Source organism: Neobacillus sp. NPDC097160 (assembly GCF_044762155.1).
GTDB lineage: Bacteria > Bacillota > Bacilli > Bacillales > Cytobacillaceae > Neobacillus.
In genome coordinates, this window is the sequence record NZ_JBIWDU010000040.1 from 1 (window position 1) to 12,630 (window position 12,630).

General features: G+C 34.9%; 13 protein-coding genes. 2 read left to right on the top strand and 11 right to left on the bottom strand.

Annotated features, from left to right (window positions below; genetic code table 11):
* A partial coding sequence (locus tag ACIQXV_RS29370) for an IS110 family RNA-guided transposase (protein WP_402965799.1) occupies nucleotides 1-1,127 on the top strand: 1,127 nt, incomplete at its 5' end.
* Nucleotides 1,128-1,346: 219 nt separating this feature from the next.
* On the opposite strand, the gene ACIQXV_RS29375 is transcribed toward ACIQXV_RS29370, so the two are convergent.
* From ACIQXV_RS29375 to ACIQXV_RS29385, 3 genes are all read right to left on the bottom strand, one after another.
* Nucleotides 1,347-1,766, bottom strand: a complete 420-nt coding sequence (locus tag ACIQXV_RS29375; RefSeq protein ID WP_402965802.1) for a hypothetical protein — start codon at nucleotides 1,764-1,766, stop codon at nucleotides 1,347-1,349.
* Between the two features lie 1,197 nt (nucleotides 1,767-2,963).
* Complete coding sequence (locus ACIQXV_RS29380; protein ID WP_402965805.1) at nucleotides 2,964-3,986, bottom strand: hypothetical protein; 1,023 nt, start codon at nucleotides 3,984-3,986, stop codon at nucleotides 2,964-2,966.
* A 1-nt stretch (nucleotide 3,987) separates the two neighbouring features.
* Nucleotides 3,988-4,521, bottom strand: a complete 534-nt coding sequence (locus ACIQXV_RS29385) for a sigma-70 family RNA polymerase sigma factor (protein ID WP_402965835.1) — start codon at nucleotides 4,519-4,521, stop codon at nucleotides 3,988-3,990.
* A gap of 319 nt (nucleotides 4,522-4,840) precedes the next feature.
* On the opposite strand from ACIQXV_RS29385, the gene ACIQXV_RS29390 reads away from it, so the two are divergent.
* Complete coding sequence (locus ACIQXV_RS29390; RefSeq protein WP_402965808.1) at nucleotides 4,841-5,149, top strand: hypothetical protein; 309 nt, start codon at nucleotides 4,841-4,843, stop codon at nucleotides 5,147-5,149.
* Nucleotides 5,150-5,313: 164 nt separating this feature from the next.
* On the opposite strand, the gene ACIQXV_RS29395 is transcribed toward ACIQXV_RS29390, so the two are convergent.
* The 8 genes from ACIQXV_RS29395 to ACIQXV_RS29430 form a co-directional block, all read right to left on the bottom strand.
* Nucleotides 5,314-5,763 carry a hypothetical protein gene (locus tag ACIQXV_RS29395; protein ID WP_402965811.1) on the bottom strand — a complete coding sequence of 150 codons (450 nt, stop codon included), beginning with the start codon at nucleotides 5,761-5,763 and terminating at the stop codon, nucleotides 5,314-5,316.
* Between the two features lie 509 nt (nucleotides 5,764-6,272).
* On the bottom strand, nucleotides 6,273-7,568 hold the full coding sequence (locus ACIQXV_RS29400; RefSeq protein ID WP_402965814.1) for an IS110 family RNA-guided transposase: 1,296 nt from the start codon (nucleotides 7,566-7,568) through the stop codon (nucleotides 6,273-6,275).
* A 777-nt stretch (nucleotides 7,569-8,345) separates the two neighbouring features.
* On the bottom strand, nucleotides 8,346-8,516 hold the full coding sequence (locus ACIQXV_RS29405; protein WP_402965817.1) for a hypothetical protein: 171 nt from the start codon (nucleotides 8,514-8,516) through the stop codon (nucleotides 8,346-8,348).
* Nucleotides 8,517-8,536: 20 nt separating this feature from the next.
* Nucleotides 8,537-8,764 (bottom strand): DUF1450 domain-containing protein, encoded by a 228-nt coding sequence (locus ACIQXV_RS29410; RefSeq protein ID WP_402965820.1) that lies wholly within the window; start codon nucleotides 8,762-8,764, stop codon nucleotides 8,537-8,539.
* An 81-nt stretch (nucleotides 8,765-8,845) separates the two neighbouring features.
* A complete protein-coding gene (locus ACIQXV_RS29415; protein ID WP_402965823.1) occupies nucleotides 8,846-10,129 on the bottom strand; it encodes a metal-dependent hydrolase family protein in 1,284 nt (427 codons plus the stop codon).
* Between the two features lie 236 nt (nucleotides 10,130-10,365).
* Nucleotides 10,366-10,623: a hypothetical protein gene (locus ACIQXV_RS29420; RefSeq protein ID WP_402965826.1), complete on the bottom strand. Its 258-nt coding sequence runs from the start codon at nucleotides 10,621-10,623 to the stop codon at nucleotides 10,366-10,368.
* 74 nt (nucleotides 10,624-10,697) lie between these two features.
* Nucleotides 10,698-11,606: a fumarylacetoacetate hydrolase family protein gene (locus ACIQXV_RS29425; RefSeq protein ID WP_402965829.1), complete on the bottom strand. Its 909-nt coding sequence runs from the start codon at nucleotides 11,604-11,606 to the stop codon at nucleotides 10,698-10,700.
* A gap of 62 nt (nucleotides 11,607-11,668) precedes the next feature.
* Nucleotides 11,669-12,445, bottom strand: a complete 777-nt coding sequence (locus ACIQXV_RS29430) for an alpha/beta fold hydrolase (protein ID WP_402965832.1) — start codon at nucleotides 12,443-12,445, stop codon at nucleotides 11,669-11,671.
* Between the last annotated feature and the right edge of the window lie 185 nt (nucleotides 12,446-12,630).

Here is a 12,630-nt window from a genome sequence, read left to right on the forward strand (position 1 = left end):
AGGGGCTTAGTTCACTTGTAGCGTTTCTTGAGGATGTTAAAAATGAGTCAGGGAAGAAACCTTCGGTCATATTAGAGGCTACTGGACATTATCAAACTTCAGTTGTTCAATACTTGGAAGAACGAGGATATTTATTAATTATCATTAATCCTTTGATTTCACATAAGGCAAGAGGTTCAAGTTTAAGAAAAGTAAAAACTGATGCCATTGATGCCTATCTCCTCTGTGAGTTGTTTTATAAAGAGGAATTAGAACCTTATAAAAAGCGTGGTGTTCAGTTATTGAACCTTCGTAATCTCACAAGACAACATGAAAATATAACTGGCGTGATGATACAAACTAAACTTCAATTTCAGGCAGTGCTAGAGCAAGTTTTCCCTGAGTATATTGGAGTCTTTGGAGATTTATATTCTGTGGTGTCGCTCTTAACTCTTTCAGAGTTTCCCTCTTCAGAAGACATTTTGAAGGCTAGTGAAGAAGCAATTTCAGAAAAAATATTTGAAGTATGTAAAAGTCGATCAATCAGGTGGGCGAAAGAAAAAGCGATTGAACTTAAAGCTGCGGCGTCCCGTAACCCTTTTGAAAAGACAGTTTATCAGAGTCATATTTTAAGCCTTGGTATGTATATAAATATGATTCTTCAGTATAAAGAGCATCTATCAAAGTTAGAGTCGGAGATAGATGCTCTCGCTAAGGAAATTGAAGAATATAATATCATCAAATCTATTCCTGGTATCGGAAAAAAGATCGCTGCAACGATAATTTCTGAAATTGGGGAAATAGATCGATTTAATGACCCAAAAAAGCTTGTAGCATTCGCTGGAGTCGATCCAAGTGTTTTTGAATCTGGTAAATTTTCTGCCACTAAAAATCGAATCACTAAAAGAGGATCTAGTAGACTTAGGCATGCCTTGTATATGGCGGTTCGTTGTGCCATTCGTGATTGTCGTAAAAAGAAAACAACTGATGAAATCATTCCGAGAAATAAAAGAATGCGAGAGTTTTACGACAAGAAACGTGAAGAAGGAAAGCCTTTTAAAGTAGCTGTAATAGCATGTGTAAATAAGCTCTTACATTGGATATTTGCCCTTTTAAAGAAGAAAACTACTTTCCAAGATATAGCTTAGACCCTAAATCTAACTAAATAACACAAAACCTTCCAAAATTAGACTAACGGAGGGTTATTTGGTATGCACATTTTTAGTATAACATGAGATATTTTAAGTTTTTAATGAAAAATATTGACAAACTATTAGCTGGTTTAGCACAAGAAGAAAGCCGCCAAAAATGTCAGCTTGATCTTAAACTCAAGCACCCGTTAGTTTAGTATAATTCTTCACAAAATTCTATTCTCTATTACGAATTACTACTTTTTCTTTTTTTCCTTCCCATTGAATTTCAATAGGAATATTTTCAGGAAGGGTATCACATGCCCCACTACACGTTTTATATATTTCAAATTCCTCTTGGTTTTTTAATTCGCCATCGCCAGATTCTGTGTTGTTTGAAGATTCATATATTTCATATTCAAAATTTAATGGTTTATTTCCTTCTCCAATATAAGAGATTGTATAGCTCCTTTCGCTATCCGCTTCGCTTTCCATTTTCACATACCAATTATCACTTTTTCCTTCAAAATATTGTTTTGTAAATCCTGACGGTCTTGAGCTTTCTTCATTACAAGCACCAAGTATCATCAATAATACAAGACATCCAACCAATAATAAAATTTTCTTAATATTAATAAATGATTGACTATTATTCATAGTTCGCCTCCATCTATTTGGTTATTATTTATAGAAACACTATTTTGTTCTGTATTGCTTTCATTTGAAATACTACAACCTACTAAAGTACATAGCATACATATCACACTAATTAAACAAATTCCAAAATATCCCTCTTTTAAATTAGAAATTAATTTTTCAGTAAGGTTTCAAAATCCTTGTTACACTTACCTGCCCGATAGTCAATCTCTTTTGTGTTACCCCCATTATACGCCCGATGAAACCATCATAAAGAAGATAATTACTCCACCAATAATAATAAAAACGGTAAGAAATAAATTAATCATACCCCATAATATCAATTTCTTTGAAAATATTAGATAAATTGAAAAAAGAAAGCCTATTAATAAAAAACCAAGCGAGAACAGGATAGTGTAGGCACCAAGCAATCCAATAGTTAAACAAAGGATTGCTAAGATTGGAAAAATAAATTGAAGAAAAATTGGTAACATCTTCATCAAATCACCCTTTTTCAATGTAATAAGGAATTAAAATTACTGTACTTTAAATTGTCTCATTTTCCCTTTTATCTTTTTACCCTTATAGAACAAACCTGCCCCGTTAGTACAATAACCTCAAAAAAGGCACTTTTCCTTCTTGAAGGTAAGCACCATAAAGTCTCTGTTATTGTTCAGTATTTTTACCTCTTTCTTTTGATTGTTTCTCTAACCATTTCGCTCTAGCTAACCATCCCCAAAGTCCCATTCCTGTCATCACAATTATAAAAACAAGGTATATCCAATGCATTTTAAAAATCCTTTCCTTGTTATTTTAAAACACTTAAGAGAATTTCTTATAGTAAAACGGGGCGTTGTCTCCATAACTGTTAGTCACAATCAACAATTCTTTCATACAGCCTAAGAAAAGACCATTCTCCTTCTTTAAGGATAACCCCCGTTAGTATTTCTGTAAATAATATGTAATTCCTTCTTTTACTAACCTGCTTCAGTCGCCGCAGCATACTTAGAATTTTATCAAAGAAGCCTTTACTATTATACCTTAACCTTATTGAACTAAACTGCTTCGTTAGTCGAATAAGAAAAAGGATCGCAGCTGCAATCCTTCTTTAACTCAAGCACCCAATAGTTTAAGTACAATTCTTCACAAACTATAAGGATTTTCTTAAGGAGGTTATCAATAATTTTAACCTCCTTTTTTGCGTATTTAATTAATGATCTATGAATTTATGTTATAGACTAATACATCGAATAACTTCCCATCAACATAAAGTAATATCGCCCATTCTCCTGCTATTGGAATGTTTACGCTTGAAGGTGTGGTTGTATCTGCTCCATTAGTCCCTCCTCCAAGACCTATAGACCAACCTGTGGTAAGGATTTGATGGACTGTTCCAGTTTTTTTATGAAAACCAACAACCGTTAGTACTGTGTCTTTTGGATTTTCAATCCCCCAAAGATGCCACATCCACTTTTGATTGATGTTTATGCTTGGCATATCAGCACCAATTACACCGGATTTATTTTCATTCCCCAAGATATTATTATCTAAATACACAGCTTTTCGGTTCCAGTCAATCTTTTCAAAGTCGCTTTTTTGGACAAAATTAGGAATATTTATTGGTAATAAAGTTTCCTCCCTAACAGATAATACTACATCTCCATATAATTTATTATTTAAGTAAACCTGATATTTCCAAAGTCCACCTTTTGGAACTGTTAATGTAGTAGTAAACCTACCTAAACTGGAATATCCGGGTGAAGGCTCGGTAATCTTTTCTGATGTTAATACATTAATACGCTCACCTGTTTCTTTATGGATAGCGTATATCTCTATATATTTTCCCTTATAGGTATCAAAAGGTTCTTTAAAACTAAACAAATAGCCAAAATGTTTACCGGCAAACAGATAAGGATCAGGAGAAACAGTGAAAAGTACCTTACCATTTCTTGAGTAATCATTTCTAATCTTCCATTCATTTTTTATAGTTTGGTTTGTCCCTTGCTTTACACTATCTTTTGAAGATAAGTTTGCTGTTAATTCTGTATAGAAAAGTAGTACAAATAAGGATGCTGCCAGAGTGGAGATTAAATAAATATATAACTTTGGCTTTCTATGCACATTTATTTTTTCTTGATGGAGCGAGGCCCTAATTTTTTCTTTCTGTATTTCTGAAAAGCGTACCCCTTTGTGAATGGAAGAATTCATTGCTTTCCGCAAATTTCTAAGTTCTTTATCCATTTTATCGCCACCTTTCCAGTAATGCTTTTAATTTCAACCTTGCCCTATTCAGTCTAGTTTTTATCGTATTTCTATTTATTTTCAAAATCTCACTAATTTCTTCAATTGATAATTCTTCATAATAATATAGTGTAATAACCTCACGATATTTAATTGGTAGTTCTAACACACAAGTAGATAAAAATTCTTCTTCCCCACTCTTCATTATGGCCATCTCTGGTGATATTTCTGATGATTTTGTAAGTGTAAGTAAATTAGAGTTTGTAACAACCCTTTTAAAAATTGAACTTTTTAATAAATCTTTACACTTGTTTATCGTAATCCTAAATATCCAAGCTTTATAAGATACAATTTTATCAATGTTTTCATATTCTTTATAACAAGTAATGAATACATCCTGTACGATATCCTCTGCAAGATTCCAATCCTTTATATAGTTATAGGAAAGCTTAGTTAACCTGTCACCATATTCATCCATAATCTTTTCTAACCACATATCTTTATTTTCTGGATATAAATTTTCCTTTCCAATCACTTTTCTCAACCTTTTACCACCCCATTTCACACTTAATGCTAAGACGACTGAGTTAAGCTTTGGTTTCATTTTTTATTACAATAATAAAAAAAGCCACCCAGCAGAGTGGCCTAATATTAAGATGTATAAAATATTTCCCTTTGACCTTCTTAACCGGCTTTTTTAGTTCAAAAAGAAAACAGCCAACTCTGGCAGCCTGTTTCTTCAACTCTTGCACCCTTTAGTTTAAGAAGACCTATCATTAATAATCTAAGATTTTAACGGATTGCATTCATTATTCCATATCTTCTGGTTACCATAAATGTGAGGTGATTACCAAATGAAAAGAATATTGTTTTTCTTTCTAGTTATTTCCCTTACATTCACAGTGGGACTGAAAAAAGATGAAGAGCAGACTTGCAGAAAGTGGTGCCAACCGTTCTTAGAATATACACACAAGAAAGCACTTAATAAAGGAACTATACAGGAACGTTATCGAATTATTCGTCACATGAAGTATGTTAAGAAAAGAAGTGATGAAGAAATCATCGACATGGCAAATGTAACAAAGCAAGACATTGCTGAAGTGATGAGAATAGTGGATAGAAAAACTGGTAAATTTCCTTGGGAGTTACAAGGACAACAATAAAAGGATGAATGTAACTAATCTGCCCCGTTAGCAGAAGAAGAAAGCCGCTAAAATAAGTAGCTGGTTCTTCAGCTCTTGCACCCTTTAGCTTAAGTACATTTCTTCACAATGTCATCGTTTGGTTCGCCAAGACTTATCGCTTTCTCTTATATTAAGTTCTTTATTTACTGCACTTCCCATTTGAATTTTCCATTATACTGTTTAAGTTGTTTTTTCACTTGTTCCAATTCATAAAAACTTGAATGTGCTTTTTTGACAATTTCTTCATCCGTTTTACCTTCTTTTAGAAGAGTCCTGATAAGTTCATATCTTGATGCTTCAAACTCAAAATAACCATGATATACATTAAGCTGATTTCTTATGTCTTTTAATTCAACATAGCTGGTTGTTGCTATATAAACAATCTCTTGGTCTGTTTTGCCCATTTGTATAAGAGTTCTAACAATGCTATATCTTTGGTTTACTTGACCTGTCGCATATCCTTCTCCCCATCCGTCATCCCAAGCTATATCGTAGCATTCTTTGCAAGGAAGACACTCTTCTTCCTTCTCTTTAACTAATCCCAATAGTAATGGTAATGAAATTAATGTGATAAGAAAGAATGTTTGTTTCACATAAGTCACACCTTTTTTACCTTAGTATGACCTTTTAGTTCACTAAATGAGTCAAATACGCATTAATCGTTTTTCTTCTTCAACTAAACTCCCTCAATAAAAGAAGCGAAAACGCCGAATTACTCATGTTTTCTTAGAATTTCATAGTTATTTACCTATCGGTAAATGTCTTTATATCTGGAGAATCTTCACTTGAAAGGATATATTTGGACACTGAGAGAAAAAAGAGTTATTACCCACTAACCAACCTCTTACAAAAATTGGTGGATGAGTAAAAATATGATCGCACTGGTGGATGTCCACATTACTCATGGAGGTCAACCCTCCCATGCCTCACAGAGTCTTCGCTCTAAAATTCCTTCGTCCAACCTTTCCATGAGGTGGATGTCAGCCATGCTGCCCCACAGGGTCCAAGCCCGTAATTTAGTTGCTTTGCCGACTAATCCGTGCTTCAAATGTCTCCAAATCTATAAAAACAAGAACTAATACTTCTCTAATCTAAACCAAATTTAAGCTGCCATTTCAGTCTTCTCTGTTACTGCCAAATGAGGGATGTCCTTTAACATCTTTTCTTCATTAAAATCAAATTGCTTTTTACCTATACTAAATAAAATTCGAATCAGTTTATTACATAAAGCGATTAGAGACTGCATCTTCTTTAATGGATTATCCGGACGTTGAGTATAGTAAGCATGCAATGCCTTAAATGCGGAATTCTTTGCGACGAGAATCATACAAACCCTGAATAAAAGCGCCCTCAGTTTCTTCCGTCCTCTTTTTGTGATGGTCGTTTTTCCTTTGTGCTTACCGGATGTATTTTCTTTTAAGCTTAAGCCGGCAAGCTTAATAATTTGCCGAGGATGAGTATAATCACTTAGATCACCCACTTCCGCAAAGAAGCCGGCAATTGTATCCCTGCCCACACCTTTTATAGCTAACATTTGTGGTACACCTGGTATTTCATCAAGCAGATCTTCTATTTTTGCATCCAATTCTTCGAATTTTAACTGAATTAATTCATATTTGGCCAGGATGGTCTCTAGCTCTAATTTAGCCATTTCGGAGCCTTGTCGAAGTCCGATGGACTTACTGGCTGCCTGCTTTAACTCCCGAATCTTGCTTAATCCCACACTCCGAGTTACGGATTTTCTTAAATGGGAGAGCAGTTCATGTTCGGTGATATTAACTATTTCATGTGGTAAGGCATAGAGCTTTAAGAATTGTAAAGCTGCCTTGCCCTCCCACTTTTTAAACACCTTCAGGAATTCTGGAAAGTATCGGTCAATCCAGTTGTGTACCTGGCCTTGGACCGTTTGAAGGTCTTCAGTTAAAAGATCGCGTATTTTCTTTGCCACACGGAGTTCTGCATAAACTCCTTGTGGTATCGTAGGTTCGGCGTATCTTCCGTCCTTGACCAGCTGGGCTATGACTTTGGCGTCTTTCACATCATTCTTGGTAGGTGAGTTATCATCCAACTCCTTGCTTTTCTTGACATGCAAGGGGTTTACAGCGACAAATTTAATCCCGTTTTCTTTTAAAATATGGGCCAGGTTAAACCAATAGTGGCCTGTTGGTTCCATGCCAACCATCACTTTATCCATACTCTGTTCTTTTTTAATTACTGATATCCATTGAAGAAAATGCTCAAAACCTTCTATTGTATTTTCAAATTGACAAGGAGCTCCAAATTCTATTCCTCTAAAATCCTGAGCACGTGCCACATGCTTGAATTTAGCAATATCGACTCCTATAATAAGAGTTTGAGAAGTTATTTGAGCAATCTTCTTATTCTGGTTATTATTCATTTTAAAGCCTCCTGGTATTTGAGATATTTGTCCTTTTTGCTGGCCAGCGTCAGGACTCTCTCATTCTATCAAGAGGTTATTTTTTTGTTCAAACTCCATTTTCTTCCTTACTCATTCCTTTAATTAATAAGGAATATCTTACTAATACACAATTTATTCGTAAGACGAACTATCCAAAAGGTTATTTTAGAAAAATTCGTTGTATACCTAGATAAAAAAATGTTATATTTTAACAAAAAAGAAAAGTTATATATGGAGGAGAATACAATTGAAATCTCTTTTAATAACAATTTTAAGTGCAATAGTTACAAGCCTTGTAATTGCATTCAGTACAAAATCCTTTGAGTACCTTAATGTTATTCCTCCTCTTGTCGTCGGAATAATTGTCGGATATTTCATAGGTAAAAGAAATTTAAAATGATAGACTACTTTTAATAAAGATGTCTTTTTTATCCCTGAATGTGTCGCCCTTTTCGTCAATTGCGAAGTTAATAAACAACTTCTAAAAAAGCCCCTTCTCGGTTGAGAGGGGGTGTTATTCAAAAATCTTCCTATAGTATTATCTAATGATTTTCTTGTTCAACTAAAGCACCCGTTAGCTTAAGTGAAATTATTCACAATCATTCAGTACATAATAGAATGGCTTTATAACAATACAGACTAGGCAAAATTTAATAAAAAGAACTTGGAAAGTTTCCAAGTTCTCTATCGATTGCAGTAAAAGATAGTAAAGGATAGCTCAAGTAGATTTTATGTGATTAAAAAAAGATATGTCTTTTAATATCCATATTTTTTACCTGGGCTTCTCCCACGACTTCTATTCAATTGTACTAATTGCCTTTGTATTTTTTTCTGTTTTTTCTTTTCAGAATTAGATACAATATTTTCTTTATAATCAAATGGAGTCATAAAATCCTTATTTGACTCCTTACTTTCTTGTTTTTGCATAAACATAACTCCTTATAAAGCTACACTAGCTTCTGCACTATTTTCTTTATTAACTGATCTTCATTTTTCTCCATAATAATTTCTTTATTCACAATTGCAACATTCAATTTTTCGCAAAATATGCAAAGTTTCATACAATAAGTTGGAGTCATGGAAAACTCAATATCTTTTCCTTCAAGTTTTTTTCTAATCTGTTCTTCCGCTTGTTTAGTTCTATTTCGAAAACAATACAAAATTGTTTGAGTCATAATTGTCCTCTTTGTTTTATGAATTTTTTGTAGCTCATAATATAATGATAAAACCATCGCAAAAAGCGATGGCTTTCATCTTTAAACCGCAGCACCCTCAACTTCACGTTTTACTTCAAGTGTACGAACTACATACTCCCCATTTTTAAGGATGAGGTTCAATTTGCCTTGATCTTGAAGGATGGATATATCATCTAATGGATTGCCATCTACTACAAGAATATCTGCTAGCTTCCCAACTTCAATTGTGCCTATTTGATCTTCCATTTGCATTATTTGGCTTCCATATTTGGTAGCAGATAAAATTGCATCCATTGGTGTCATACCAACCAACTTAACAAAGTGCTCCAGATCACGGGCATATCCACCATGTGGGCACCATTTAAAGCCATAATCCCCGCCTGGTAGTACACGTACCCCTGCTTTATACAGTCTGTTCATATTTTTCAGTGCAATTTGTAACCCTTCTTTATACCCTGTTGCATCAAGGGCTTCCTGTCCGAAATAATTGGCCCCATGTTCTAATGTTGATACAAGCCAATTTAAAGCCGGCACAACAAATAAGCGATCTTTATTATAGACAAGCATGTCGAAAGCCTCATCATCAATAAAATCAGCATGACCGATAATATCTACGCCTGCTTTAACACATATTTTTACAGAATCTGATGTTCTGGCGTGTACATATATTCTTTTCCCACGGGCATGAGCTTCCTCTACAGCGGCTCTGACCTCTTTGTAGGTGTAAAGTGTCATTTCACCGGTAGCATGCGCTGTTAAACTTTCTCCACTCACATTAACCTTAACAAGGTCTGCCCCTTCCTTAAACAAACTCCTTACTACCTTTCTTACCTCATCTTCGCCATCAGCTAAAAATGATAGTCCATGCACACGAACATGATTAGGATGTAAATCTACAAAACTGCCTGTTGCTGATACTTCAGCACCATTGGCAAGCATTCGTGGTCCCGGTATTTCTCCGCGGTTGATAGCATCACGTAAAGCAATATCGACTCGACCTCTAGCAGCAGCGCTTACACAAGATGTAAAACCACTTTTTAGCATCGTTTCGGCATTCAAGATAGCCCCAATCATGGTTTCTTCAATTGGCTTAAAATCAATATCTTGAATATAGAGTGAGTCCTGCCATGTGAAATGAGTATGCGCTTCAACCATTCCCGGCATAATGGTTTTTCCGTTTAATTCAATAATTTCTACTTCGGTTTGACTGTACTTATCTGGAATAGAAAGGTTCTGCCCGATACCGGTTATTTTGTTGCCTTCAATTAGTACGTCGATTCCGTTCTTTACTTGAGCTCCTGTTCCGTCAATCAGCAAACCATTTTTTAATAATTTTACTTCCATTGTTGTAACCCCTCTCATTTCTTGTATTAATAAATATATGTTGAGCGCTTGGTCCCGAAAAATTATTTCAGGGCAAGGTTTAAAACCTATTAAAAATGATGTAGTGTATTGAACTTTCATAATCTCATGAATGGAGGAATCGTATTTAACTTTTGAGTTAATCATCTATGAGGACAAACATATGGGTGTACGGCATAACAACAGATCATTATTAATAATTGAAATTGAAATGGTAATTAAGATTCAAAAAATCCTTCAAGCCCATTATCCTCTCGGACTGCTGGAACCTCTTCATCCCACTCGCATTCAACAAGGTTATCACATTTAACATGATGAAATCTTAGTTTCAAGTTTTCATTATAATAGGTTCCAAGAATACGATAAGGAGAGAATTTGGGTAAACAATTCGGACAAAAACCCTTAGAAATCGCATTTAATTGTTCAACCGAATAATAAACTGTATTTTTAGCTAAAAGTATCTTATCTAGCATCACTTAATCATCCTTCCACGAAAATTATTATAAGGAAGGGGAGAACCCCCTATCCCATTATGAAAAATGAAACGTCCTTATGAAATAATGTTCCTTAATACTCCGATTTTTTCAATTTCCACTTCCACCACGTCCCCTTCATTCAAGAACTTAGGGGGGGCAAAACCAAGTCCAACTCCTTTTGGCGTTCCAGTTGCAATAATATCCCCTGGCTTTAGCGTTACACCACCGGAAACTGTCTCGATAATTGTTGGGATATCAAAAATGAGGAGTTCTGTATTAGAATTTTGCCTTAGTTCCCCATTTACCCGGCATTGAACATCGAGCCTTACAGGTCGTCCAATCGCATCTTCTGTAACAAGAAATGGTCCCATTGGTCCAAAAGTATCCAAGCTCTTCCCTAAAAACCATTGGCTATGTTGTTTTTGAAGATCACGAGCCGATACATCATTAATAATGGTATAACCAAAAATGTAATCATAGGCTTCTTCCTTCGAGATATTAGTTCCTTCTTTACCTATTACAATTGCTAACTCTGCTTCATAATCAATCTTGCTTGTCACATGACGATGGCTTTTAATCTTCTGGTCAGGACCAATCACCGTTGTGGTGGCTTTCGTAAATACAATAGGATATTCCGGAAGATTTTGTTCCTCTTCCATTGCTGTTGTATACTCCATGGCGTGTTCCCGATAATTAAGACCTAAACAAATGATATCTCGTTTAGGCTGTGGTATAGGGGCTTCTAGCACCACTTCAGAGAATGGAAGTATCGCATTTCCCTCAACTTCCTGCTCTCTCTGGCTTATTTCTTTAAGGCGTTCGATAGATCCAGTTTGTTCTATAACTTCTTGTAATGTATTCGGCAAGATGGTTTGGGTAAACAGTTGTTTTTCCGCTTCGACAGCATCAATGATGGCACTTTTGTCAGCTGTTCTTACTCCAAATTTTAAATTACCGTTATGATAAAAAGATGAAAGATACATTTTGATTCTCCTTAGATAGTTTAATAGTTTGATAAGTATAATTTTTAATAAATCATCTTCTATTAAATCTGATTGATAAATTTCAAAATTGCTGCATTTACCTCTATTGGCATTTCGATTGTAGCCCAATGTCCACAGTTTGAAAGAACTACTAATTCAGAGTTAGGAAAATTCTTTAAAAGATGTTTTGACATTGAAAGTGGAGTTGTTTTATCCTCATCCCCGACAATCAACAATACCGGTACTTTCACGTCGCATTGACTAATTGCTTTAGCCTCAGCAAGAGCCTTGCATGATGCTGCATATCCTTCAACGTCATTTTTTTGGATTAAAGATCTGACTAGACCCATCATCGCCAGATTTGTCTTAGTGTAAGAAGAGAATCCACCTTCAACTATGGAATCCGCAATTGAATCCATTCCATTTTCCCTTACCAAAGTAGACCGATCTGCTAATGCTTTTCTTGCTCCTTCAGGTGGTTCGGTAAATCCGCCGACAAGCGTCAGGCTTTTCACAGATTCGGGGTAAACTACTGCAAAATGCTCTGCAATCATTGTACCCATGGAATGAGCAACAATGTGTGCGCTTTCAATCGACTCGCTTTCTAATAGCGCTTTTAGATCTTCAACAAATAAATCAATAGAATAATCCGGTTGTGAAACATCGGTAAGACCTGAACCACGCAGATCATATGTAACCGTTTTTAAATGGCGGGAGCATGCATTTACTTGGCTATTCCATATGTTCAAGTCCCCTCCAAGTCCATGAACAAAAACCACTGCGTTACCTGTCCCTTTTACCTCTACATTAACTTGAATATCTCTAATCTGCTTTCTCATATAACCTCCAGAATATAAATTTTTTAAACTAAAAAAACACTTTGCAATCACCCCCCTCCTTTTATTTGAGTATTCTAATAAATATTATTATATTATTTATTCTTTTATTGTCAATATTCAGATAAATAATATTAATTGTTTTTTTCATAAACGACGAAAAAAAATCCTAAATTCACGTGACTTTA